The sequence below is a fragment of the Geodermatophilus chilensis genome, assembly GCF_002802985.1.
In the GTDB taxonomy this organism is placed as follows: domain Bacteria; phylum Actinomycetota; class Actinomycetes; order Mycobacteriales; family Geodermatophilaceae; genus Geodermatophilus; species Geodermatophilus chilensis.
Genome location: NZ_NVPT01000032.1, coordinates 1 through 24,171 on the forward strand (window position 1 = coordinate 1; position 24,171 = coordinate 24,171).

A 24,171-nucleotide genomic window follows, 5' to 3' on the forward strand; every position below is an offset into this window, starting at 1 on the left:
CTGGCCCCGGAGGTCCTCCGTGGTGAACTTCCACCGGTAGATGTAGTCGGCCACGGCGTCACCGTCGTTGTCGATGTTGATGTAGTACTCCGCGTCCTCGGCGAACGGGTAGAAGTTGGGCCCGCCGTTGGGCTCCTCGAAGGGGATCCAGTTGGCGATCAGCGTGACGTTGTCCGGGTTCTCCGGGCTGGAGAACGCGTAGACGTCGGTGTTGTCCACCGCCGGGTCATTGGCGATCAGCGGAGCCTCCCGGTGGCTGGAGGCACTGGCCAGCGTGGGCAGCAGCCCCACGACCGTCGAGCCGGCGAGCAGCCCTCCCGCCGCGATCATGGACGTGGCACGTACGCCACGTCGGCGGAGTAGTTGGTCTGTACTGAGCACGTGCACCTCATCGTTTCCCTGCTCCACCCCCGTTGGGCGGAGACGCCGACACGACGTCGTAGTCAGTGGGCACCGGGGAGATGCCAGACCTCCGCAGCGGATCCCTGGCTCGGGAAACCGTGACGTCGCTCTCCTACGACATTCGAAGTAGGGCACCTCGGCGGTTCACGTGCTTCGCGACTGCATCGAGAGCACCCGATCGGGTGCGCGGCGTTCGCGAACGAGTGACACGCGCAGCAGGGTCGTGCCATTGACTGGCGGAGCTGCCTTATCTGCGTGCGGATACCGTCCGTGGCCTGCAGCATGATCAGAAGCTGCTTGTCGGGGCTGTAGGTGTGAAACTTCGCGACGGCATCGGGATCGCCGCCACCGCGGATCACCGGTGAACGCCTCCACGCGCTCGCTACCTGGACGTGCAGGGCGTGATCTTCGCCGCCCGCGCAGCGTCCGCCGCCTCCCGCTGCGAGGCGCTGAGCCGCGGCCATGCGCTGGCCTACCTCTGCCGGTGTGGCCGTTGGTCGTGGCGCTGGCCGTGCTGCTGGTCGGGCGCTGGCTGATCATCTGGACTCCCCGGTATCGGAGCTGAAACCGGATCGGGAGACTGCGGAACAGGTCTCCTGCCCTCATTCCCTCGGCCCTCCGGCCAAGAGCTCCGCGCAGGGCCGGGAGGGGACGGTCCGCAGGAGCCGGCGCGGAAGGCTCCTACCCTGAGCTGCCGGACGGCCGAGGGAACTGAGTGACGTCCGGTTATTCACCCCTCAGGGGGTGCTTGTTGCTAACTCGTTGCAACAAGCGCCGATGGTTTGTAGCCTCGAGCGGTGTCTCGCACCTTCTACGGGCCCCGCTCCCTGGCCGTTGTCATGCCACTCGCCAGTGGCCTACTCCTGACGGGGTGTGGAGCGGGCGGCGATTCAGGGTCATCCCAAGGGGATGGTCGATTGCAGGTGGTCACCACGGTCGCGCCGATCACGTCGATCGTTGCCAGCGTCGCCGGTGACCGTGCAAAGATCACCGGGCTAGTGCCGGAGGGGACCAATTCGCACACCTTCGACCCGCCACCGAGTGCGGCAGCGGTGCTCTCCGAGGCCGACCTCGTCTTCATCAACGGACTCAAGCTGGAAGAGCCGACGAAAGACCTGGCTGTGGCCAACATGGCCGAGGGCGCGACGCTGGTCGAGATCGGGACGCAGGTGCTTCCGGAGAGCGAGTACATCTATGACTTCTCCTTCCCGCGGGAGGACGGCAAACCCAATCCGCACCTCTGGACCGACCCCACGTGGGCGATCCAATACGCCGCTGTGGCACGGGATGTCCTCAGCAAAGCCGATCCGGACGGCGAGAATTTTTACCAGAGCAACTACGAGGCTTTCGAGGCCCAGGCCACCGAGCTCTCCGACGCACTGCGGGCTGACCAGGACTCGATACCGGCCGGCAATAAGGAGCTGCTGACATACCACGACGCCTACGCCTACTTCGCCGAGACCTATGGGTGGGAGGTCATCGGGGCTATTCAGCCTGAGAACTTCCAGGATCCCACCCCCCGCGAGGTCGCGGCGCTGATCGACCAGGTGCGGGCCGAGAACGTTCCGGTCATCTTCGGCTCGGAGGTGTTCCCTTCCGCAGTCCTGGAGGAGGTCGGCCGCGCGACCGGCGCCCGATACGAGGACACCTTGCGCGACGACGACCTGCCCGGAGAGCCCGGCGACGCCGAGCACTCGTGGATGGGCCTGATGCGCTACGACTACGTCACTATGATCAACGGCCTCGGTGGTAAGGCGACCCGGCTCGCCGCCCTGGATACCACGCCCTTGGTCCGCAACGACGCCACCTATCCGCAGTGAACCTCGAACGGATCACCATGGATTACCTGGTCCGAATCGAGGGCGCAACGTTCGGCTACGACGCCAGCCCGGTCCTCGAAGACGTCACCCTCGCCGTCGGCCCACGCGCTTTCATCGGTGTGGTCGGGCCCTCAGGTTCAGGCAAAACCTCGCTGCTGCGGCTCCTGATTGGCACGGCCGTACCGCAGCGAGGCACCGTCACCCGCCGTCCGGACGTTGCGGTGGCTTACGTGCCGCAGTTGGAGACGGTCAACTGGAACTTTCCCGTCACCGTTGCCGAATGCGTATTGATGGCCCGCACCGGGCGGACCCTGCCCTGGCCAACCCGCCACGAGCGCGCCGAGGTGAGCCGGGTCCTGGACCGCCTGGGCATCGGCGCACTGGCCGAACGCCACATCCGCGAGTTGTCCGGCGGGCAGCAGCAACGGATGTTCATCGCCCGGGCCCTGCTGCGCCGCCCCCAGTTGCTGCTCATGGACGAACCGACCACCGGAGTGGACATCACCAGTCGGCACGACATGCTCCACCTGCTCGGCGAGCTCAACGCCGAAGGCGTCGCCATCCTCCTGACTACGCATGACCTCAACGGCGTGGCGGCCCACCTACCTCAGCTTGTCGCGCTGAATCGCACCGTTCTTGCCGTCGGCAGCGCCCGCGATGTCATCAATGGCCCCGTGCTCGAGCGGACCTTCGGCGCCCCGATGGAGGTACTGGAGCACCTCGGCATGCCCGTGGTGCTCGACCGGTACGACACCGCCGACCACCGGGCCAGCGCGTGATGGAAGCGCTCTTGTCCCCCTTCGCCTATGCGTTCTTCATCAAGGGCCTTGGCGTCGCCACCCTCGCGGGTGGCCTGTGCGGCCTCATCGGCGTCTACATCACCTTGCGCGGCATGAGCTACATCGGTCATGGCCTGTCCCACGCAATCTTCGGAGGCTTCGCGGCCAGCTCCATCATCAATATCAACTACTACCTCGGCGCCGGGGTGTGGGGCCTGGCCTCGGCGCTGGCCATCAACAAGGTCACCCGCAGCTGGCGTATCGGCGCCGACGCGGCGATCGGGGTCATCACCACCTCATCGTTCGCCTTGGGGGTGGCGCTGCTCTCCCACTATGGCGACAAGGGGCCCGCCTTCGACGCCGCGCTGTTCGGCAGCCTCATCGGCGTCTCGGCCGCAGACGTGTGGGCACTCGCCAGCATCACCACGTTCACAGTCGCTGTGATCTTTCTCAACTACCGTGCCCTGCTGTTCGCGACCTTCGACCCTGAGGTCGCCGACGTCAGCGGCGTGCGCGTCGCCCGGACCGATGCCCTGCTCATGCTTGTGCTCTCCCTGGCGATCCTCGCCACCCTCACGGTCATCGGAGTCACCCTGGTGGCGGCCACGTTGGTGATCCCCGCCGTCGTGGCCAGGATGCTCACCCACCGCTTCTCCCGCATGCTCTGGCTTTCCACAGTCATCGGCGCGGGATGCGGCTTCGTCGGGATGAACCTCAGCTACCACCTCGACGTGCCTTCCGGGACGATGATCGTCCTCACCGGCGCCCTGACCTTCACCGTCGTGCTGTCGCTCACCGGCGGGCGGGGACTGGCCCGCACGGTTCGAGTTGACAGCCACACCAATGCCGCGCCCGTAGTCGTTTCAACCAGCTAACCCGGCTCCGAGCAGGTGCCGGCCTACGCCCGCTCGACCGCACGGTTGTGTCAGGCGCTGGTCGCAGCGGTGGTGGTCTCCGGTCGGGCGGCCAGCGAGGTCGTCCGCGCCCATCGGGTGTTCTGGTGGCTGGTCGCCTCCATGCTCACCGCTGCGGCCGACCTGCTCACCGACCCCGACGACGTGCTGGTGCGCCGGCTGGGGGTCGATGAGCACCGGTACCGGTCGGTGCCCCTACGGCTGGCGCTGCACCGCGCTGGCCGCAGCGACGAGGCGCTGCCGCACGCGCGGGCTGCGGTGCGACTCAACAGCCCCTACGCCCCCTTTACTACCACCTCGGCGTGGTGGAGGCAGCCGTGGGAACACCACAGAAGCCAGGGCCGCACTGCGACGTGCGCTGGCGCTCAACCCGGAGTTCTCCCGGCGCCACGCTGCTGAAGCACGGCGGCTGCTGCTGTCGCTGGAGTAGGCACGCCCGCGCCGTCCAGCCTTGCCCGGCGCAACCATTTCGGAGGTACGGGCTGTGACCGGCCAGCTCTCGTCACCGCCCGTGCACTCGCCCTGGGTGACCTCAGCCTGCGATTGACACAGCGGTGGGTTCACCGGCCCACCGTCAGGCGCTGACTTCGACCAGGTCGAGGACGAAGGTGAGGGTGGCTCCGCCCGGGATGGGTCCCTGTCCTTGCGGGCCGTACGCCAGGTCGCTCGGGATGGTGACCAGCCGTCGGCCGCCGACGTTCATGCCGGTTATGGCCTGCTCGAAGCCCGGGATGACCTGCCCGGCGCCGAGCATGACCGGCAGGCTCTCGTCCGGGCCGCGGCTCCAGGAGGAGTCAAACTCCTCACCGGACTCGTAGAAGGCGCCAACGTACTTCACTGCAACGGTCGTGCCTGCCATCGCCTCAGGACCCGTCCCGACCACGATGTCGCTGATGAGCAGGCCGCAGGGCGGTGGGGCGTCGGAGGCTGGCACTTCGGGCGCGACGCTCAGGTCGGTGGAGATCTGGCCGGGCGGCTCGGCTGTCGACGCCCGGGTCTCACACGCCTCTCCAGCCGGCTCTTCCACAGCCGACTCCTCAGCGGTCGCTACGGGCGGCTGGGACACCGCGTCGTCGCTGCCGCTACAGGCGGCGAGGGAGAGGGACACGGTCAGGGCGAGCGACACACGGGTGATGATGCGGCCGATCATGAGGGGTTCTCCTGGCCGAGCAGTGCTCGAGAGTGGGGATGATCCTGGCGAGACGTCGGAGACACTGATCGCGGGCCGGTGGAGGGCAACCAGCGGCCAGCGTCCCTTCCCACAACCCGAAGACACCTCGATCCAACAGGACTACTAGCCCGGGGGCTTTCGGCGCATGGTGGCGCTCGGTGTGTTGATCAACTGCAAAGCGCTCCTGGTCGGCAACGATGAGTCTTGTCGAGGGACCAGTCCGAACTGATCCAGGAACACCTTCCAGGTGGAGCAGCGTAGCCGGACTATCGGCGCGTCCAGGCCGACACGAGCGCGTCGGAGGCGGTGGGTGCTGGTCCCGGTCACCGATCCTCGACAGAGGCGTAGGGCCTTTGTCAGCGGGGCTGGGTGAGGCGCTTGCCGCGTTCGGCGCCGACGCGCAAGAGGGCCTGCAGAGCGGTGTGGGTGGCTGGGGGTCGGCGGCCGGGCAGGACGGCGGCCTGGACCCGGCGTACCCCGGGCTCGTCAGTGAGGGGCCGGACTACCACGCCGTTGCGGTTGACGACGACGGTCAGGTCGTGCGCGAGGGTGATGCCTTTTCCGGCGGCGACGAGAGCCTGGACCTCGACGGGTTCGTCGCCGCGGCCGGCGAGTAGGAGTGCAGGGCGGAGGCCGGCGCGGGCCAGGACGGCGTCGAGCCGGTGCGCGGCTGAGCCATCGTGCGGTCGGATCCAGACTTCGTTGGCCAGCTCGTGCACGCTGACCGTGAGACGGTCGGCGAGGTGGTGCCCCACGGGCAGGACAACCCGTACCGGGTCCTCGAAGAGCGGGTGCAGCTGGACGCCGTCCACCCGCGGAGCGGGGTCGAAGTCGTCCTCCAGAACGATGGCGAGGTCCAGGGCGCCACGGAGCAGCCGATCCAGGGCGGTGGCGCGGTCGACGAGCTCGTCGACGATGACCAGTCCGGGATGGACCTCGGTGAGTTCCGGGTGTCCATCGAACCCGGTACTTGACACTGCGCCTTGAACTGACCGCCGACCGAACGTTCCGGGTGCGACCCCGGGACGTTTTCATGGCCACGGACAGCGTGCCTCGTTGCGGTGTGCGCTCTCCAGGCCGGGTCACCAATCGGTTGTGTGAATCGGGTTGCGTGCAACGGCGACGTTGCCGCGCTTACTACGCAAGATGCAGTTTGTGGAAACTGTCGGCACGACGGCAGGAGCTACGTTGAAATCTGGCGAGTTCCGCGCCGCGGACGGTGCCACCGTCACCGCAGTTGCCAGGTGGGCCCCTGGGTTGGTGTCTTGGGCCCGCCATCGCCCGGTGAAGCCGTTCACGGTCATTCCGGCCGGGATCGGTCCGGTAACCCTCAGGCTTCCGGTGAAGGTACCGAGGTCTGGATCGGGGGTGATCAGACACTCGCCGAAGCCAAGCCAGCGCCCGGTCAGCGGAAACCAGGCCTTGAAGACGCTCTCCTTGGCGCTGAACAGTAAACGGTCCCAGGCGACGCCCGGGTGGGAGGCGGCGAGCCGCGCGAGGGTGCGTTGCTCCTCAGGCAGGGTCACGACCTGCCGGATCCCGCTGGGCAGGGCAGCGTTGGGCTCCGCATCCACGCCGACCGAGGCGACCACCGCACTGCGGGCCACCGCCGCCGCACGGTAGCCGTCGCAATGCGTCATGCTGCCGACGATGCCGTCGGGCCAGAGCGGAGCACGGCTCGCCCACGGCGGACCACCCCGGGCGGGCAGGATCGGCTCCGGCGCAACGCCGAGCTGGGCGAGCGCGGCGCGAGCGCACCACCGGACGGTGGCGAACTCGCGTCGGCGGCTCTCCACAGCATTGGCCACGACGTCGGCCTCCAGCGGAAACAGCTCGACGGAAGGCGGGTCGCCAAACGTCTCAACGACGGCGACTTCGGCAGGCAGGAGTCCCTCGAGTAGGCCGCCTCCGAGGGCGACGGCGGTCACGTCCGTCTCCCTGAGGCCAGCCGACGGGACAACCCCACGCTGATCAGCATGGGCAACGAGGCCACGGCAGGACCCGACTACCTGATGCGGCGGTGGTGCTTACGCGGCGGTGGCGACCTCGACGGCCGGCTGGCCGCTGCTGCGGCGGTTGCCGATCACCTGGTCGAGCGCGAGCGCGCCGGACCCGGTGAAGACCAGGAGCAGGAAGGCCCAGGAGAACAGCGCGGCGGGCTCGCCGTCGTTCTGAAGTGGAAGCATTGCGACCGGCTGGTGGACGACGAAGTACGCATAAGCCATCGAGCCGGAGGCGATGAGCGCGACGACCCGGGTGAACAGGCCGGCAGCCACGAGGAGACCGCACGCGAGCTGTATCACGGCCGCGTACCAGTAGGGCCAGACTCCGGCGGGGACGGTGCCGCCGTTCGTGCCGAAGGCCCCGCCGAAGATCCCGAAGAGCGAGGCGGCGCCGTGGGAGGCGAAGAGCAGGCCGATGACGGCCCGGAAGAGACCCAGTGCGTACGGCTGGACATGGTCGAGGGCCTTGTTGAGCGAGGTCATGAGTGATTCCTTCCGAGGCGTGGATCGATACATAGATTAGGTAAGCCTCACCGCTCGAACCGCCTGCTCCCGAAACTCGAGAGGATACTCGTTCCGCCGTGCTGTCATTGTTCCCTTCCACTTCTCCCCAATCCTACATTGGGGGCAGTGGTCCGAGATCAATAAGTCACCTCAGGCCCGGTGTTGCCGCAACTGTGCGTAGAGATTGGGCTGGTCCGGGCATGTAGCCCGGGACAGGCGCACGTATGTGGCCCAAATCCCAAGGTGAGCTGGGATTCGCTGGTTCTGGTTGTGGTTGTTCTGGCTACTTCAGGGGCCAACGGGATGGGTGAGCCGATCAGGTCGAAGCCGGGCGGTCGCCGGTGGCCTCGGCGAGGATGGGGACGTCGGTGCCGGGGAAGCGGACCTGGCTGCGGGGAGGGTGGCCAGTTGTCGCCTAGTTGTTGCGGTAGTTCGGTTCCTTGATCAGCGACTGCTGACGTCCCACGATCTCCGGCTCGTAGACCCGCTCGGTCCAGTCGTGCGCGGGGACGGGTTCCAGGGCGATCGAGACGGCACCGTCGTACGTGCCGAAGTGCTCGGTGACCACCCGGGTGATCGCCTCGGCCAGCTGCCACTTCTGCTCGTCGGCGAAGTCCTTCGGGAAGTGCTTGATGGTGACGTGTGGCACGGGGATGCTCCTTTGTTTCTGGGGTCATCGACGGTCACATGCCCAGGCGGTCGTGGATGGCCGAGACCAGCTCGCCGACGCCGCGCTCCTTCAGCACGCTGTAATGGTCGCCGTCCAGCTCGACCACCGTCGGAGGGGCAGCAGAGTAGCCGGAGCTGCCCTCGATAAAGGAATAGTCGTCACCGGCCGCCTTGAAGATGGTCACCGGCGCCTGCAGGCGCCGCTCGGCCAGCTCGTGGAAGGTGTACTCGAACTCGTAGGTCTCCGCCACAATTCGAGTGATTGTCCGGATCAGCTGCTCGTCCAGGCTGGGCAGCAGCCGGCGTACATGGGTCACGAAGCTGTCCTCGTCCTTCGCTGCCCGTAGGCATGCGTCCAGCTCGGGTCCGGTGATGGAGCCGGTGAACACCGAGAAGAGGATCGTCACGTAGGCGGGGTTGCAGTACGACGCTGCCCGGCCGTGGCGGTCCCCGTCGGCTCCGCCGACCTTGGGGTTGCCGGGGCAGATCAGCAGCAGGTTCTGTACATCAGCGCCTGAGTGCTCCAGCTGCCAGGCCGCCTCGAAGGCGACCCGGGCGCCGAAGGAGTAACCCCAGAGGGTGTACGGGCCCTCCGGCTGCACGCGCCGGATCTCGGCCACGTCGGCGGCGGCCATCTCCCGGATCGTGAGGTGGGGCTGCTCGTCGGCGTTGATGCCGGCTGCCTGCACTCCGTAGAACGGCCCGCCGAGGCCCGCGTGCCGGCCCAGTAGGCGAAGGTTCATCGGGTAGCCGCCCAGCCCGGGCCAGCAGAACACCGGCGCGCCCGTGCCCGCGTCGTGCAGCGGCACCAGCCGCGACGAGGGCTCTTTGGCGCCATTCTCGATGCGGGCCGCCAGGTCGGCCAGCCTCGGGCATTCGAAGATGACCTGGAGCGGCAGCTGCGTGCCGTACTCGCGGTTGATCCTGTTGACCAGCGCGACGGCGACCAGTGAGTTGCCCCCGGAGGCGAAGAAGTCGTCCTCGACCGAGACGTTCTCGTACTTCAGCGCGGTCCCCCACGCCTTCGTCAGCCACCGTTCGTGCCGCGTGCGCGGGGCGACGTACGGGGTGGCGCTGCCCGCCGAGCACACCGCCTCGGTTGCGGCCAGGGCCTTCGCGTCGACCTTGCCGTTCGCGGTCAGCGGCAGCCGGTCCAGCACCAGCACCTGGTTGGGGATCATGTAGTCGGGCAGCACCTGGGCGAGCTCGTCCTTGATGATCTCCGCCGGGCCCTTCATGTGCACGGTGTCCTCGTACATGCCCTCACTGCGCACCTGCTCCTGGCTCACCTTGCCGCCGAGGAAGAAGTACGACGCCCCCGGCGGGATGTCGCACGAGGTCAGGATGTCGTCCATGCGCCGGGCGGCCGGCAGCGGGTGCCCAGACTTCGAGCTGTAGCCGGAGGACATGAAACCCAGACCGAGGCCGTTGCGTTGCAGTCGGTGCAGCTTCTTGCCCAGGCTGATGTACTCCAGCCAGGCCTCGCCGGCCCGGCTGACGGCGGTGATACCGAAGCTCGCCCGCTGGTAGACCTGCTGGTTGATGGCGATCACGTGCCTGGGCAACAGCAGCGCGTCGGAGATGTGCTCCAGCCGCCCGTCGGCGTAGCGGTACTGGCCCGCCGGAAGGTCGGCCACCCTACCGGGGTGGCTCTGGACGAAGATCTCGGTGGGGTCCGGGTCCGGGTCGCCGTCGTGGGGGCGGATGTCGAAGGTGCCCAGGTACGGGTCCTCCCCGGCGACATCCAGGATGCCCTTGACGGACGGGTCGTGGCCCAGCGGCCGGATGGTCAGGCCGTAGTCCGGCAGCACCTCCTCGAACACGCCCACCATGTGCCCGGTCTCGAACTCCAGCACCTCCTGGATGTTGTTCTTGTAGACCGGCTCGAGCGCGTGCTTCCTGCCGGCGAAGTGCACCCGCAGGCGGCGCCCGGGCCCGTGCGCGGACGGGCCGATCCGGACCAGCACGTGGTCGACGGGGTGGTAGTAGTACACGCCCGCGTCCAGCCCCGCCACCCCGCCGACCTCCAGGTACAGCTGGGTCGCATACAGGGCGCCGGGAGAGGCGTAGGCGTACTTCGGCAACAGCCGCTCCTCGCTGCCGACCGCACCGAACCAGCGCAGCAGCTCGCCGAGCGCGGCGAACGTCAGCTCGTCGAGCCCGCGCGTGCCCCCGGCGACGGCCGGGGTGGCGAGGAGGGCCAGCAGGTCGGCCCGGCTGACCGGGCCGCCGTCGTAAAAGCGATACGTCTTGCGGGCGAAGACCTCCCGGCGTTGCCGCTGCGTCTCCTGCCTGCCGGGCAGCTCCACTGCTCGCCGGCCCGCCAGATCCTCCCGGCTCCGTAGCCCGGGGGTGGACAGCTGCGCCTTCACCTGGAGCCGGCTGGCCTTGGACTGGTGGTGGGCGCCGTGGTTGCCCTGGTCCATCAGCGCGGCTTCCTTGGGGTTCAGCTCGACGCACGCCACCAGCTTCTGGTGGCCGGTGCGCTCGTCGTCGGCGACGATCGCCGCCGCGTGCCGCACCCACTGGTGGTCCTCGATCGCCAGCGCGATCTCGTCCAGCTCGATGCGGTAGCCGCGCAGCTTGACCTGGTTGTCGGCCCGGCCGGCGAACTGGATCGTGCCGTCGGGATTCCAGTGGGCCAGGTCTCCGGTGCGGTACAGCCGCTCGGTCGGGACGAACGGCGAGGCGATGAACCGCTCCCGGGTCTGGTCCGGACGATGCAGGTAGCCGCGGGCCAGTTGGACGCCGCCGACGTACAGCTCGCCGGTCTCCCCGATGTCCACGGGCGCCAGGTGCTCGTCCAGGATGAAGCACTGGGTGTTGTCGACCGGTACGCCGATCGGCACCGTGCCCGACCCGTCGTCGGCCGCCTCCGGGTCGACCAGGCACGCGGTGGCGTTGATGGTGCACTCGGTCGGCCCGTACAGGTTGATCAGCGCTGCCCACGGGAGCTCGTCGGCGAAGACCCGGGCGAGCCGCTTCGAGAGCGCCTCACCGCCGGAGAACACCCGGCGCAGCGTGGCGCACAGGTGGAGCTCCTCGGTGTCCAGCAGGGCCTGCAACAGGGTGGGCACGCACTGCAGCGTGGTGACCTCGTGCTTGACGACGGCCGCGAGTACGGCCTCGGGGTCCCGGTAGATGCCGGGGCCGCCCATCACGACCCTGCCGCCCACCGCGGGGGCGAGGATCTCCCACTGCGCGGCGTCGAAGCTCATCGGGGTCTTCTGCAGCACGGTGGTCCCGGTGTCGAGGTGTCCGTAGGCGTGCAGCCAGCGCATTTGGGAGGTGATGCTGCGGTGCTCGATCATCACCCCCTTGGGCTTGCCGGTGCTTCCCGAGGTGTAGATGACGTAGGCGAGGGCGTCCGGGCGCACCGTCGTACCACCGACCGGACGGCAGCCCGCCGCGTCCGCCGGGGTTACCACCCTGGTCCCCGGGGGCGCGAGCTCCGAGAGTCGAGCGGCCAGGTGGTCCTGGGTGACGATGACCCGAGTGCGGCTGTCCTCGATCATGTAGCGCAGCCGGTCCTCGGGGTACTCCGGGGACAGCGGCAGGTACGCCGCGCCGGCGAGCAGGATGCCCCACACCCCGGTCATCAGCTCCAGAGACGGCTCGACGTACAGCCCCACACACTCATCGGCGCCCACCCCCAGGTCCCGCAGGCAGGCGGCCAGCCGGCCTCCCGCCTCCTCCAGCTCCCGGTAGCTGAGTCGCCGGTCGCCACAGACCACCGCGGTGGCGTCGGGCTGCGCATGCACCTGCCTCCGCAGCAGGTCCGGCAGGCAGCCGCCCAGCCGGGCGTCGTGCAGGCGGGTGATGGACGGTGCGGTCTTCACTGCTCTCCTCCGGTGACCAGGACCTTCTCGGATGTTCGGGTGGTGGCCCCGGGGGTCGGGACGGTGCGCGGCTGCCTGGGCTGGGCCAGCACGACGGCGGCGACGACCGCGCCTGCACCCACCAGCTGCAGTGGCGTCAGCGACTGGCCCAGGACGACGTACCCGAGGACGGTCGCGGCCAGCGGGCTCGCGAACCCCAGGATCGACACCGCAAGCGCGGGCAGCCGTCCGATCCCGCGGAACCAGACCGCGTAGGCGAACAGCGCCCCGACCACGCTCAGGTAGGCGAAGCCGCCCAGGTTCGGGCCGGTGAGGCGGTCGGGGAGGCCCTCGGCGACCAGCGTGGCGGGCACCAGCAGCAGACCTCCGACGGTCAGCTGCCAACCGGTGAAGGCGAGCACACCCACACCCGGAGGCCGGCCCCAGTACTTGGTGAGGACGATGCCGGAGGCCATGCAGAGCGCCCCCGCCAGACCGGCCACCACACCCACGGCGTCCATGCCGGCCTGCGGGCCCAGGACCAGCAGCGCGACGCCGAGCACACCGAGCACGCACGCCGCCACCTGGATGCGCTGGATCCGGTCCTTCAGCAGCAGCGCGGCCAGCAACAGAACCAGCATCGGCTGGACCGCGACCACCAACGCGGCCACCCCGCCGGGCAGATGGTAGGCGGCCACGAACAGCAGGTAGAAGAAGGCGCCGATGTTCAGCACCCCCAGCACCAGGGCCCGCCACCACCACACGCCTCGCGGCAGCACGCCGCCGGCCGCGAGCAGCACCAGGCCCGCCGGCAGCGCCCGCAGGGTGGAGGCCAGCAGCGGTCGGTCGGGCGGCAACAGCTCGGTGGTGACCAGGTAGGTGCTCCCCCACACCGCCGGGGCCAGCGCGGTCAGGGCCGCGTCGCGTGCCAGCCGGTTGCTCGCCACCTCGCCCCCTCGTGCTCGACCAGGCCGGCCACGGCCATGAGGGGCTGGACAAGGTGGCGCATGATCAGCTCTCCGGTTCCCGAGGACATGCGGGACGGCGGACCTTCCGGCCGCATCCCGGGGCCCACCCGAATGCGGACCCCGGCCAAAGATGGGCGAGGGCATCGACCTCGGGGTGCTTCGCGGGAGTGCCGCAGCAGCACCCGCGGCACACGCTCAGGACGCACCGGTAGGCGTGGGCCATGGCCATGGCCATGGCCATGCCCGCCAGCACCAGCCGCAGCGGGCTGACCCGGCCCTGGTGCTGGGCGACGGCGAAGACGACCACCATGGCGGCAAGCGCGCCGAGGAACGCCGCGCCGGACAACGCATACAGCCCAGCCACCCCAGCGAGCCGAACAGCAGCACCGCAGTGGCCCCGACCGAAGCCCCGGAGGACACCCCGAGCACGTACGGGTCGGCCAGCGGGTTGCGCACCAGCGCCTGGATGGTGACGCCGACAGCGGTGAGGCTCGCCCCAGCGACCGCGGCCAGCAGCACCCGGGGCAGGCGCAGCTGCCACACGATGCCATCCACCCCGCCGCCGGCACCGAGCGCCTGCCCGCTCAGGTGGGCGGCGACCACCTGCCACACCGTGGAAGGCGCGATCGCCACCGACCCCACGGCGACGCCGGTGGTCAGCGCGGCGAGCAGCACGACGGCGAGCACGGCGAGCAGCACCCCGTACCGCAGCCGGGTCCGCCAACGGGACACCGACAGACACGTATCCGGCGCGGGGCGAGCCTGCGCCGACGTTCCCGAGACCATGAGCCGGATCGGACTCTCAGCCGTCACCCGGCCCTGGAGTCGAAGTGTGGGACGGGCGGACAGCGATCAGCTCGACGCACGCGCGCGGCAGCCACCAATGCCTCCTCCGGGGTCACGCGCCCCGAGTGGGAAGGAAGCGACGGTCAGTCTCCTGGCTCCCGGATCATCGCTCGTCCCGGCCTTCCCGCTTCACATGAAGCCGTGGCCGTGCTGGGACTCACTCCTCGGTGACAGTGGCGGGACCGCGCCGGACTTACACCGGCTTCCTGGCTCCGTCGCTCTAACACGGAGCATCCTCCGGTACCGACCCACACCCCGTCAAGCGCGGCCCCCACCCCGGAGAAGCCGCTGTCCATGGGCCGCCGCTTCCAGCTGATCGCCACCGACACCGCCGGCGGGCAGCTCGCCTGGCTGGATGCCCGGCACCGCTCCCACGTGCACGTCGAAGGCGACGTCAAGCAGGCCAAGGACCTCGGCCTGGCCCGCTGGCCCTCGCGGTCCTGGGCGATCAACGTCGCCTGGACCCAGATCGTCGCGCTGGCCGCGAACCTGCTGGCCTGCTTCCGCCAGCTGGCCCTGCCCGCCGGCCCGCTGCGGAACGCGGCACCGAAGCTGCTGCGCTACCGGATCTTCCACCTACCCGCCCGACTCACCCGCGGGCAACGCAAACGCTTGCTGCACCTGCGCGCCGACTGGCCCGGAACCAAGGAGATGATCCGCGCCTGGAAGGCCATCAAGGCACTGGCCGCACCGACCTGACCGGCACCCCGCCGCCCCGACGATCAAGGAAGGAGCCCGACCGGGCCCGAGGAACCCGGCGCCCCGACGCGACAGTCGGACGCCCGACCTGCCCAACAACAGGAAGTCATGATCAAAACGACAAGGCTGTAGTTCGGCAGGGACGCACGTCACCCCCGTGAAAAATCCAGGCTGGCGTCGTTGACACTGGGCAATTCTGCAGCACCAGCCTGTTCCGCATCACCGCTGACGCGCAAGCAGCACAGCTGTGTTGAAAGCCAAGGACTTGCGGTACATCCTCGGCGGGAAGCCGTGGCCGAGCGATCACCGCAAGGGGATCCTCTTCCGGGCACCGAGCGACGCGTGCGCAGTGGCCCGCCTACGGGACGTCGGAGCGAGGCAGCCGCGGGGCCACTCTGCCGGGTGTCGTGGGCACTCGAGCTTGACCCGTCCCCTGAGGGCCGGCTCTAGCGTCTCGCTGAGGGAGGTGGTCCGGGGTGAGGGCAGGACAGGCAGCGGCGGCTGCGGGGGTGTCGGTCAAGGCGTTGCGCTACTACGAGGGCCTGGGGTTGGTGCGGCCGGGGCGGCGCGCCAATGGGTACCGAATCTACAGCGACGAGGACGTGCGGGTGACCGCGGAGCTGCGACAGCTGATGGCACTGGGTCTCACCACGCAGGAGGCCGAGCCGTTCGTAGCGTGCCTGCGGGCCGGCAACGACACCGTGGATGACTGCGCGGAGTCCATCGCGGCCTACCAACGCAAGATCGACCAGCTCGACGGGTTGATCGACCGGCTGTCCCAGGTCCGGAACCTATTGCGTGAGCGGATGGGTCAGGCCGCACGCCGCGGTTTCCGTCCGCTGCCTGCTACGACTGCGTCTGGAGAGGACGAGGAGATGCCGCTGTCCCAGCCTGCACCGCTGCCCGAGGGGCTGCCCGCTCCGGTGGATGACGGTAAGGCCCGGCACCTGCCGGGCCGCACGTTGCCCGAACTGGCGCTGACCGCCACCGACGGCTCACAGGTGCGCCTGGACGGGGTGTGCGACGGCAGGTGGGTGCTGTTCGTCTATCCGTTGACCGGGGAGCCGGGCGTGGACGTTCCGCGCGGCTGGGACGAAATCCCTGGCGCTCGCGGCTGCAGCCAGGAGGCCTGCAGCTTTCGGGACAACCTGGACCAGCTGCACGCTGCCGGGGTCGACAAGGTGCTAGCGCTGTCGTCGGACCGGGCGGAGTACCAGCAAGATCTGGTCACCCGCCTCCACCTGCCCTACCAGTTGCTGTCCGACCCGCAGCTGCAGGTCGCCGACACACTGGGCCTGCCCACGTTCACCACCGAGGCGCTGCCGGGGCCCGGTCCGGGCCAGCCGCAGCGGCTGTACAAGCGGCTGACGATGCTGCTGCACGGCCCGCGGATCGAGCACGTCTTCTACCCGGTGTTCCCGCCGGACCGGCACGCCGACGAGGTGCTGAACTGGGTGCGCGCTCACCCCGTCGCCGCCACGTGACCGGCCGCCGGTCCCGTCCCGGACCGCGAGGTCGGCGTGGGGCGTGACCTCGCGGTGTTCGCCGCGGCGTTCGCCGTCTCCGCCGCGCTGCCCGGGCCGGACACGATGCTGCTGTTCAGCCGGGCCCTCAGTGGCGGCGCCCGCGCCGCCGGGACCGTCGCGCTCGGCCTCACCCTGGGCAAGCTGGTGCTGCTGACAGCTGCCGTCGCCGGCGTCGCTGCCGTGGCAGCCGCGCTGGGTCCACTGTTCGTCGTCCCCAAGGTCGCCGGCGGCGCCTATCTCTTCTGGCTGGCCGTGGGCCTGTGGCGCCGTGCCGGCGCCACCCCAACCGCCGCGGAAGAGACGGTGGGCCGGTCCCGGCTCGCACGGGTGGGCACCGGGTGGCGCGGCATCGGACTGGGAGCGGCGCTGACCGTCAGCAATCCGCAGGCGCTGCTGTTCTACATCGCGGTGCTTCCCGCGGTGCTCGGCGGCCAGCGGGTCGGCGCCGATGAGTACCTGCTGCTGTGCGCGGTTCTAGCGGCGGTCATGGCGGCCGTCGCCGCCGTCTACATCACCCTGGCCACCCGGGTGCGCGCCGTACTGAGCGCCTCCCGCAGGCGCGTCGCCGACCGGGTCGGTGCGGTGCTGCTCGGCCTCACCGGCGCGGTGGTGATAGCCCGGTGACGGCCCGGGCCATACGTCAGCGCGGACGGTGAGCAGTCCGGGCGACCAGAGCCGCACGGACGAGACTCGACACAGGAGCAGGTGTGCACATCCGCCGCCCGCAGGGGAAGGCCCTGCGGGACAACCCGATCACCACCACATTGGCGACCGCGAGATGCCGCAGGAGGTTCGGCTAACGGGGCGGTCCTGCGGCGATTTCATAGCGTCGTGGCCGCGATCCGTTGAACGGCTTGGAAGTAGTGCGGCCAGTAGGCATAGCGCGCGGGGACGTGGGGTCGCAGAAAGCGGACCGCTGCTTGCAGCGTGCGGGCCTCGGTGCGGTGCAGCCGCCGGCATGGCAGCCGGTAGCCGTCGCGAATCACGGCGGGAAGCAGATCGCTGGTGACGGCGCGGGCGAGGTGAGCGACGCCGGGTAGCGGCGGGCTCAGCCGGGGACGGAGCACGTCGCTGGCGATCCGGTGGGCGGCCGGGGTCACCTGCAGTGCGTCGACGGCCTGCTGCCAGTAGTCGACGAACCCGGCCCAGTCGGGCGGTAGGGCCGCGTCGCCAACGCCGAACAGCCGGGCGAATGGCTTGGCTTGCCGCCAGTAGGCGTCTCGCTCGGCCGTGGGCAGGGGGCGGGCGTAGCGGTCGTGCACGGCCATTGCGGTCCAGACCAGGGTGGCGTGCACCCACAGGGCGAGGTCCGGGTCGGCCGCGCTGTAGGGGGTACCGGCCGGCAGCCCGCCGACCGGGTGAGTGATGGCACCGGTCACGGTCGCGTGCCGCCGCCCCACGCGGCGGGCCGCTTGGCGCGCCTGCGTGGTGTCGCCGAAGGTGACGGTCAGGGTGGCTTGCAGGGTGGTCAGCAGGCGGTGCGCCGGCTCGGCGTGGTAGTCGCTGTGCGCAGCGACCGCCTCGGCGACCAGCGGATGGGCAACCTGCAGCAGCAAGGCGGCGGGACCTCCGAGCAGAAGCAGGCGCTCCCGGGCCACCGACCACAGCACGTCATGCGGCTGCGCCACCCCCGGATCTCCGGCACGACCCGCCGGAGGAGGCGGGGGCAGCAACGCGCGCAGGCTCAAGCGCGACGACCCCGGCATGACCCCGATCCTCCCCTCGGAGTTTGACTCCGAAGATCAACGATGCGTGCCCGAAGGCGATCGCTCTACGGGCACCGATAGCCGGACGCTCATGGGGGCGCAGGCCGCGGCCGCGCGCCGCGCCGCCGAACAGCTGCGGCTCACCGCGGCCCAACGCGCCACCGTTCAGGCCGCTGCGCCAGCAGCCACGGTGACCCACACCCGTCGCTCAAGCCTCTCCGTTGATGAAGACCGATCCCGTTCGGGCCCTGCCCCGGGGCCGACGAACACCTGGCGTGGGCCGCGCCGGTAAGCGCCGGCGCCGCTCCTTTAATCCACACACCCGCAGGACCGGACGGGCGGCGGGCTCCGCCCGCCCGCGCTGACGCGCGCCTGCAACTCACCTATTCACGGGTCTGTGTGCCACTTGGTCGGGTCATCGCTCCAGCGCTCCAGTAGGCGTCCGCGGCGCCTCGGGGCGAGGGCAGGGCGCTGAGGCGGATGTCATCTGGCCAGCGGCAGCAGGGCTTCAAGCAGACGAGACGTCTCCTCGCCTTCCGGCCGGGACGCGTTTGGCCGCGTGAGTCAGGACCGCGTCAAGCTCGTGGCCGGTGTGACAGGATCGTTGCGCCATGGTGCTCGGGAATCCGGTGGGACACCGGAGCGGCCCTCGCCCTTGTGAGCAGCGAGTCGATCGTCTGGCCCCGTATGGGCAGCCACTGGGCTCCGGCCCGGGAAGGCGACGGATCGATGCGGACCTGCAAGCCAGGAGGCCGGCCACGGCACCGGAGAACTCGTCCACGAGGTGCTGGAGGGACGGTCTGCGTGAGCATGTCCGGAGCAATGTGTCCTGACCCGGACGAGAAGCGGCCCCCGGGGGAGTCCCGCATCGTCCCGACGGCGAGCGTGCTGGTCTGCCGCGGCTGTTGCTGCGGTCGTGAGTCACCGGGCTCGGCCGCCAAGCGCCTCCATGCCATGCGGACGGCCGCACGCTCCCTGCCCAAGGGCAGGACGACGGTGACGGACTGCCTGGGTCCCTGTTCCGATTTCGACGTCGTCGCCGTCCGCCACCGGGACGCAGGACAGGCTGGCCGACGGCTCGGGACGACCTGGTTCCGTCGGGTCGACGACGCCGCCGCCGAGCGCATTGCGTCCTGGGTGCGCGCCGGCGCCACGGGAGGTGCGCCGGCGTCACTTGCCGCCCACGTCTTCGACCCACACGCGGACGGCACACTCTCGGTGACTCCGGAACACGAGATCACCGTCAGCGACCGGGTGGCCGACGAGGAGCCCGACGTCCCGGAGGCACCGGCGGCTCGGCGCATCGCAGCTGCGACCGAGCGCGCCCTGCTGCGCACGCTGCTCTCCGATCCGGGCGTGGGCTGGACCGTAGGTGTGGAGGGCGCGGTCGCCGACGTGCTCCTCACTGCGCACGACCGCTCCGTCACCGAGGATGGACACCGACTCGCTGCCGTCGACCACACCGGAGAGATCCGACTGGATTGCGGCGTTGCTCACGCGACCTGGGTGCTGCACAACGGTCCCACGCCGCTGTCCGTCGTCCTGGCCACCGAGCAGGCGCCGCCCGGTCGGTCCGAGGTCAGCGAGGTCGGTGGAGTCGACGAGGCCCCCGGTTCCGCCGTGTTCGACCTGGGCGTACCCGGTACAAGATTCTCTGTCGTCGTCGACGAGCCGGTGCTCGCCGAGCGGCTCCGCCGCCACCAGGGGCGGCAGCTCTCGGCCGTGGTCCGGGAGGTCGGTCCGCACCTCGTCTGCGCCTCACCCGATCGCGTCGTCTCGACCCCGGTCGCCCGAGCCCTCGTGCGCACACCGATCCCCCCGCCCGGCGGCTCCTCCCCTACGGGCAGCCACACCCACCTGCTGCCCGACCGGCTGGCCCGACGACGGCCGCTGCCGCAACAGCGGTCGCTGCCTGACGGCTGGTGGGTGGGCGCCGTCGCGTTCTTGGACGACGCCGCGCCGGAGACCGTCGACGTGGTGCGGCACTGGGGATGACGCAACCGGACAACCAGCTCGGTGATGCGCAGCCGGAGCGCGGTCCCGGCGACGGCGCCGCCGTGCCGCAGCATCACGCTGCGACTGTCCGGTCGGCGGCGCAGGCGCTGGCCGACGCGGTCACCCTCGGACCATTCTTCGCGGTCTGCGAGGAGCCGGGGCCGGACTGGGTCAGCTGGGCCGAATTGGTCGACGGCGATCCGCTGAAGCGGCGGATCAGCGACGTCCGCGCCGCACTGGCGGCTGGTCCCGAAGTGAGCGACGTCGACCCCCGGGTGGCGGCCTCAATTGCCCACCTGGGTCTGGTGGCCCGGCTGGTGTCCCCGCTCCTCGGAGTGGCGCTGAGCGGTGGCGTCCTCCCGGTAGCGCCGCCGGCCGGTGTCCGTCTGCTCCTGGCCGGCGGCAACCCGCTGCCGGTCGCCCTGCTCGAGGTCAGGATGGTGCGGGCTGGCGAGCCGGACGCGGTGGCCGCCGCCTTGGATCGGGAGTGGCTGAGGCCGACCGTGCACCCGCTGTCAGCGAGGGTCGCTGCACTCACCGGGCTGTCCCGGCAGGTGCTCGACGGCAACGCTGTCTCGGCGGTTGCCGGCGCGCTGCGCATGGCCGCCACCGCGCGGCCCTCACTCGCTGGTGCGGTCGGGTCTGTGCTCGACGCGGTGCTCACGCGTGGCTCGCTGGCCGGCACGGGAACGCGTCGGGACGGCGGCGCCTTCGTCCGACGGTCGTGCTGCCTGTTCTACCGGCTGCCGGGAGCCGGAACGTGCGGCGACTGCGTCCTGGGGTGACCTGACACACGCCAATGGCGGAGGAATGAGGATGTACCGTCCACGATGCCGCAGTGTCAGGGAAGCCGGTGGGAATCCGGCACGGTCCTCGCCACTGTGACCGGGGAGCGGACCCCCACGACACCACTGGTGCGCCTCGTCGTCGACGAGGGTGCCGGGAAGGTCGGGGCGAGCGTCGATCCGGGAGTCAGGAGACCGGCTGCGGCGCGCACCACGTCATTCCACGAGGCATGGAAGAAAGGGTTCCATCATCATGACCTCCTCCCCGCACGCCCAGCGCGCAGCCGCCGGGCGTGGCCGCATCTCCGTTCCCGCCTGGGCGTGGGCCATCACCCTCATCGCCCTGTTCGGCCTCTACCTGATCGCCCAGGACAACGGCCAGGTGCTGCAGTCCCTCGGCGAGACCGCACACGAGTTCTTCCACGACGCCCGGCACTCGCTGGGCATGCCGTGTCACTGAGGGGCGCCGACGTGACCGCCGTCCTCGACCGTCCCGACACCGAACGGGTGCCCCGCTTCGGGCAGCTTTTTGGCCGGATCGTGCTTGCCGGTGTCATCGCCGGCGCGCTGGCCGGCGCCTTCTCGCTGTTGGTGACCGGGCGAGCCATCGCCCCTGCACTCGAGCTCGAGGAGGCCCGCGCGGCCGCCGAGGGCGCGGGGCACGAGCACGGCGAGGAGCTGTTCACCCGGTCCGAGCAGATGTTCGGCGGCTTTCTGGGCACCGTGCTCGCCGGCGTCGTCCTGGCGGTGCTCTTCGCCGCCGTCTACGGCGCCGTCCGGCACCGGCTGCCCGGCCGTACCGACTTCGCTCGTGTCATGCTGCTGGCCGCCGTCGGTTTCGGCGTCCTCGCGCTGCTGCCGGCGCTGAAGATCCCGGCCAATCCGCCGGCCGTCGGCGACCCCGCGACCGTCGACACCCGCACCGCCATCTACGGCGGGACGCTGCTGTGTGGTGTCGTCGGCGTGATGCTGGTGGCGGCACTGGTCAGCTGGCTGCGCAGCCGGGGCACCGGGATCCCGACCACGGCGGTGGCGGCCACCCTGGCCATCGGTGTGCTGTTGGCGATGGTGCTCGTGTTCGTGCCCGACAACCCCGACACGATCGCTGCCGACGTGCCGGCCGCGGTCGTGTGGGACTTCCGGCTCGCCTCACTGGGCCAGCTCGCGGTGCTCTGGGCCGGCATCGGCCTGGCTGGCGGCTGGCTGCTCGACCGCTTCACCCGGCGGCCCGCCGCCTCCTGACGCACCGTCCGCACTGCAACGACGGCGGCGCCGAGACCTACTGATCTTGCAAACGGTCACGGCGCCGTCGTCGCTATGCGTACGTCCTGGACCTGCCCTGAACCTCAACGACCGATGAGTCCGCACGCAGTCCGCACGACACGGGACTTGACCTCTGATCGTGGACACGCTGAATCCAGGGCTTGCCTGGAGGAAGCGAGAAGATCAGACGGTGCCGAGGAAGACGTACTCGGAGGAGTTCCGCCGGGACGCTGTCGAGCTGTACCGGTCGACGCCGGGGGCGAACGTGGTGGGGGACGCTGCAGACTTCGCGTGATGCTGCGGACCGTCCAGTCGCTCCCCCTTGCAGGGCTTTCGACACTGGGCTTCGACCCGGCCCGTTTCCCGACCGAGCCGCCAGTCTGCTACCGGCCTCCTGGCAGCTACCCGGACCGGACTTCCACCGGCAAGCGACGACGAGCACGAACACGACGATCACCTCGTCACCTCACAAGGTCACCCCCTGTTCCGCTGGGCGCACGAAAGCCCCGGGCTAAGAGCCCCCGCCAGTAGGCAGAGCTGCGGCGTTCGGCGTGGTTGAGCGTCGAGGGCAGGCACGAGGGCCACGCTCGCGAAGGTGCTAACGCTCCGTGAGCTGTGGACCGCTCGTGCCTGCCGTCCCATCGTGCATCCTTGACCCGCTGCGCGAGCAGTTCCTCGCGCTGCTGCCAGCGCGCGTCGATGACCATCCGCTGGGCTGTCACCGACCCCGCATCGACGATGCGGTGGTCTTGGACAAGCTCGTCGAGGCGCTGGTGTTCGGCGCCGGATACGAGCGGATCGCCGACGCCGCCTGCTCGGCCACCACCCTGCGCCGCCGCCGGGACGAGTGGATCCGGCTGGGCATCTTCGATGCTCTACGGCTGGCCGCCCTCGACGCCTACGACAAGATGATCGGCTTGGACCTGGCCGACGTGGCGGTCGACGGCTGCACGACCAAGGCGCCTTGCGGCGGTGGGTGCGCTGGTCGCAGCCTGGTGGACCGGGGCAAGGGCGGCATGAAGCGGTCCCAGCTGTCCGACGGCGCCGGCGTGCCGATGGCCACGGTTTCCGCGCCGGCCAACACCGTCGATCACGCCCTGCTGCCGGCGACCCTGGACGCCCTCAAGGACTTCGCTCCGCTGCCGGTCGGCGCGACGGTGCACCTGGACGCCGGCTACGACTACCGGCCCTGCCGAGAGGCCCTTGACGAGCGCGGCTTGCTCGGCGAGATCGCCTCCCGCGGCACACCCGCGCCGATCCAGGTCGGCAAGCGGTGGGTGGTGGAGCGGGCCAACTCCTGGCTCAACGACTTCGGCAGACTCCGCCGCTGCACCGAACGCCGCCGTGCCTGCGTCGACGCCTACCTGGCCCTGGCGGCGGCCATCGTCACCCTCCGTGCTCTACGGCGGGCCGCCTGGTACCTCTACCGCTGGAACACCCGGCCAAGATCACCGCGGATCCGTTGACCTACTGGCGGAGGCCCTTATCAACCCATTCCACACCTTGCTGCCGAACTCAGCCCGCGGTGAGCACGGTGACCCCGTGGCGCTCGAAGGCGGCGACGGCCGGCGGGGGCGCGCCCGCGTCGGTCAGCAGGGTCCACCCGGGCTCGACCCGCGCCCAGGCCGGCGTGGTGGCCGCCTCGAGCTTCGAGGAGTCGGCGAGCAGGACGACGCGGCGCGCCTGACGCGCCGCGACCTCCTTCACGTAGGTCTCCTCGACGGTCGGCTCCCCGAGCCCGCGCTCGGGGTCGACCGTGTCGGCGCCGAGGAAGGCCACGTCGAAGGCGAGCCGGTCCAGCGCCACCGACGCGAGCGGCCCCACGACGCCGTGGCTGAGCGGCTGCACCTGCCCGCCGACGATGATCACCCGGACGCCGGCCGCCCGGGACAGCAGCAGCGCCGACTCCAGCCCCCGGGTCACCACCGTCAGCGGGCCGGCCGTGACCAGCAGCCGGGCCAGCGCGAGGCACGTCGTCCCGGCGTCGAGGAACACCGTCCCCTCCGCCGGGACGAGCTCGGCCGCCCGGGCCGCGATCGCCGCCTTGGCCTCGGCGTTGAGCTGCGCGCTCTCCCCGAAGGGCCGCTCGTGGAACACCTCGTCGCGGACCAGCGCGCCGCCGTACGTCCGGGCGATGCTGCCGTCCCGCTCCAGCCGGGCGAGGTCCCGCCGCACCGTGGACGGGGAGACCCCGACCTGGTCGGCCAGGGTCTCCACGCTCTCCACGCCCGCGCGCAGCAGGGCCAGCAGCGACTCGTGCCGCTCCCGCGTGGCGCGGCGCGTCCCGGACTCCTCCACGGCGG

23 protein-coding genes, 1 pseudogene and 3 riboswitches are annotated in these 24,171 nt (G+C 70.3%); of the genes and pseudogenes, 13 read left to right on the plus strand and 11 right to left on the minus strand.

Going from position 1 to position 24,171, the window contains the following annotated elements; translation table 11 throughout:
• Positions 1 to 330 (minus strand): DUF4331 family protein (locus CNO22_RS07545; RefSeq protein WP_157936847.1); only part of this gene is annotated, 330 nt, incomplete at its 3' end.
• 995 nt (positions 331 to 1,325) lie between these two features.
• Between CNO22_RS07545 and CNO22_RS07550 the strand changes: the two genes are divergently transcribed.
• Genes CNO22_RS07550 through CNO22_RS07565 form a run of 4 tightly spaced genes read left to right on the plus strand, consistent with a single transcriptional unit; the run spans position 1,326 to position 4,314 of the window.
• Positions 1,326 to 2,222, plus strand: coding sequence for a metal ABC transporter substrate-binding protein (locus tag CNO22_RS07550; protein ID WP_198588167.1), 897 nt, complete (start codon positions 1,326 to 1,328; stop codon positions 2,220 to 2,222).
• Positions 2,219 to 3,001 carry a metal ABC transporter ATP-binding protein gene (locus tag CNO22_RS07555; protein ID WP_198588168.1) on the plus strand — a complete coding sequence of 261 codons (783 nt, stop codon included), beginning with the start codon at positions 2,219 to 2,221 and terminating at the stop codon, positions 2,999 to 3,001. The genes CNO22_RS07550 and CNO22_RS07555 overlap by 4 nt, the downstream gene beginning before the upstream one ends.
• Entirely contained in the window at positions 3,001 to 3,876 is an 876-nt protein-coding gene (locus CNO22_RS07560) for a metal ABC transporter permease (protein ID WP_100498805.1), read from the plus strand. Before CNO22_RS07555 ends, CNO22_RS07560 begins: the two co-directional genes overlap by 1 nt.
• Positions 3,877 to 3,891: 15 nt before the next feature.
• Complete coding sequence (locus tag CNO22_RS07565) at positions 3,892 to 4,314, plus strand: hypothetical protein (RefSeq protein ID WP_157936848.1); 423 nt, start codon at positions 3,892 to 3,894, stop codon at positions 4,312 to 4,314.
• A gap of 175 nt (positions 4,315 to 4,489) precedes the next feature.
• On the opposite strand, the gene CNO22_RS07570 is transcribed toward CNO22_RS07565, so the two are convergent.
• From CNO22_RS07570 to CNO22_RS07605, 8 genes and pseudogenes are all read right to left on the minus strand, one after another.
• Positions 4,490 to 5,065 carry an FKBP-type peptidyl-prolyl cis-trans isomerase gene (locus CNO22_RS07570; protein WP_100498781.1) on the minus strand — a complete coding sequence of 192 codons (576 nt, stop codon included), beginning with the start codon at positions 5,063 to 5,065 and terminating at the stop codon, positions 4,490 to 4,492.
• 377 nt (positions 5,066 to 5,442) lie between these two features.
• Complete coding sequence (locus tag CNO22_RS07575; RefSeq protein WP_100498782.1) at positions 5,443 to 6,063, minus strand: LysR substrate-binding domain-containing protein; 621 nt, start codon at positions 6,061 to 6,063, stop codon at positions 5,443 to 5,445.
• Positions 6,064 to 6,168: 105 nt separating this feature from the next.
• Positions 6,169 to 7,014, minus strand: coding sequence for a 4'-phosphopantetheinyl transferase family protein (locus CNO22_RS07580; RefSeq protein WP_100498783.1), 846 nt, complete (start codon positions 7,012 to 7,014; stop codon positions 6,169 to 6,171).
• Between the two features lie 99 nt (positions 7,015 to 7,113).
• Positions 7,114 to 7,572, minus strand: coding sequence for a DoxX family protein (locus CNO22_RS07585; RefSeq protein WP_100498784.1), 459 nt, complete (start codon positions 7,570 to 7,572; stop codon positions 7,114 to 7,116).
• Between the two features lie 436 nt (positions 7,573 to 8,008).
• Complete coding sequence (pptA, locus tag CNO22_RS07590) at positions 8,009 to 8,242, minus strand: tautomerase PptA (RefSeq protein WP_100498785.1); 234 nt, start codon at positions 8,240 to 8,242, stop codon at positions 8,009 to 8,011.
• A gap of 34 nt (positions 8,243 to 8,276) precedes the next feature.
• Entirely contained in the window at positions 8,277 to 12,101 is a 3,825-nt protein-coding gene (locus CNO22_RS07595) for an amino acid adenylation domain-containing protein (RefSeq protein WP_100498786.1), read from the minus strand.
• A complete protein-coding gene (locus CNO22_RS07600) occupies positions 12,098 to 13,027 on the minus strand; it encodes a DMT family transporter (protein ID WP_100498787.1) in 930 nt (309 codons plus the stop codon). The genes CNO22_RS07595 and CNO22_RS07600 overlap by 4 nt, the downstream gene beginning before the upstream one ends.
• Positions 13,028 to 13,091: 64 nt before the next feature.
• A pseudogene (locus tag CNO22_RS07605) lies at positions 13,092 to 13,834 on the minus strand (iron chelate uptake ABC transporter family permease subunit).
• A gap of 124 nt (positions 13,835 to 13,958) precedes the next feature.
• Positions 13,959 to 14,157: riboswitch (cobalamin riboswitch) on the minus strand.
• Positions 14,158 to 14,188: 31 nt separating this feature from the next.
• Here CNO22_RS07605 and CNO22_RS07610 point away from each other — a divergent pair.
• The 3 genes from CNO22_RS07610 to CNO22_RS07620 all read left to right on the plus strand — a co-directional run bounded on the left by CNO22_RS07610 (position 14,189) and on the right by CNO22_RS07620 (position 16,743).
• Positions 14,189 to 14,593 carry a transposase gene (locus tag CNO22_RS07610; RefSeq protein WP_100498788.1) on the plus strand — a complete coding sequence of 135 codons (405 nt, stop codon included), beginning with the start codon at positions 14,189 to 14,191 and terminating at the stop codon, positions 14,591 to 14,593.
• A 476-nt stretch (positions 14,594 to 15,069) separates the two neighbouring features.
• The gene (locus CNO22_RS07615; RefSeq protein WP_100498789.1) at positions 15,070 to 16,077 is read left to right on the plus strand and encodes a MerR family transcriptional regulator; all 1,008 of its coding nucleotides are present in this window, start codon (positions 15,070 to 15,072) and stop codon (positions 16,075 to 16,077) included.
• Positions 16,078 to 16,113: 36 nt separating this feature from the next.
• Entirely contained in the window at positions 16,114 to 16,743 is a 630-nt protein-coding gene (locus CNO22_RS07620; RefSeq protein WP_100498790.1) for a LysE family translocator, read from the plus strand.
• 197 nt (positions 16,744 to 16,940) lie between these two features.
• On the opposite strand, the gene CNO22_RS07625 is transcribed toward CNO22_RS07620, so the two are convergent.
• Complete coding sequence (locus tag CNO22_RS07625; RefSeq protein ID WP_157936849.1) at positions 16,941 to 17,747, minus strand: oxygenase MpaB family protein; 807 nt, start codon at positions 17,745 to 17,747, stop codon at positions 16,941 to 16,943.
• Between the two features lie 673 nt (positions 17,748 to 18,420).
• Positions 18,421 to 18,600, plus strand: a riboswitch (cobalamin riboswitch).
• A gap of 443 nt (positions 18,601 to 19,043) precedes the next feature.
• On the opposite strand from CNO22_RS07625, the gene CNO22_RS27525 reads away from it, so the two are divergent.
• The 6 genes from CNO22_RS27525 to CNO22_RS07650 all read left to right on the plus strand — a co-directional run bounded on the left by CNO22_RS27525 (position 19,044) and on the right by CNO22_RS07650 (position 23,334).
• Positions 19,044 to 19,820 carry a DUF6925 family protein gene (locus CNO22_RS27525; protein ID WP_157936850.1) on the plus strand — a complete coding sequence of 259 codons (777 nt, stop codon included), beginning with the start codon at positions 19,044 to 19,046 and terminating at the stop codon, positions 19,818 to 19,820.
• Positions 19,817 to 20,605: a (2Fe-2S)-binding protein gene (locus CNO22_RS07635; protein WP_100498792.1), complete on the plus strand. Its 789-nt coding sequence runs from the start codon at positions 19,817 to 19,819 to the stop codon at positions 20,603 to 20,605. The genes CNO22_RS27525 and CNO22_RS07635 overlap by 4 nt, the downstream gene beginning before the upstream one ends.
• 34 nt (positions 20,606 to 20,639) lie before the next feature.
• Positions 20,640 to 20,823, plus strand: a riboswitch (cobalamin riboswitch).
• 35 nt (positions 20,824 to 20,858) lie between these two features.
• Positions 20,859 to 21,065 carry a CbtB-domain containing protein gene (locus CNO22_RS07640; protein WP_100498793.1) on the plus strand — a complete coding sequence of 69 codons (207 nt, stop codon included), beginning with the start codon at positions 20,859 to 20,861 and terminating at the stop codon, positions 21,063 to 21,065.
• 11 nt (positions 21,066 to 21,076) lie between these two features.
• Positions 21,077 to 21,847, plus strand: a complete 771-nt coding sequence (locus tag CNO22_RS07645) for a CbtA family protein (protein WP_198588171.1) — start codon at positions 21,077 to 21,079, stop codon at positions 21,845 to 21,847.
• 160 nt (positions 21,848 to 22,007) lie between these two features.
• A complete protein-coding gene (locus tag CNO22_RS27530) occupies positions 22,008 to 22,163 on the plus strand; it encodes a hypothetical protein (protein WP_157936851.1) in 156 nt (51 codons plus the stop codon).
• 331 nt (positions 22,164 to 22,494) lie between these two features.
• Complete coding sequence (locus tag CNO22_RS07650) at positions 22,495 to 23,334, plus strand: IS5 family transposase (RefSeq protein WP_100498794.1); 840 nt, start codon at positions 22,495 to 22,497, stop codon at positions 23,332 to 23,334.
• A 49-nt stretch (positions 23,335 to 23,383) separates the two neighbouring features.
• On the opposite strand, the gene CNO22_RS07655 is transcribed toward CNO22_RS07650, so the two are convergent.
• Positions 23,384 to 24,166: a DeoR/GlpR family DNA-binding transcription regulator gene (locus CNO22_RS07655; RefSeq protein ID WP_100498795.1), complete on the minus strand. Its 783-nt coding sequence runs from the start codon at positions 24,164 to 24,166 to the stop codon at positions 23,384 to 23,386.
• Positions 24,167 to 24,171 lie beyond the last annotated feature (5 nt).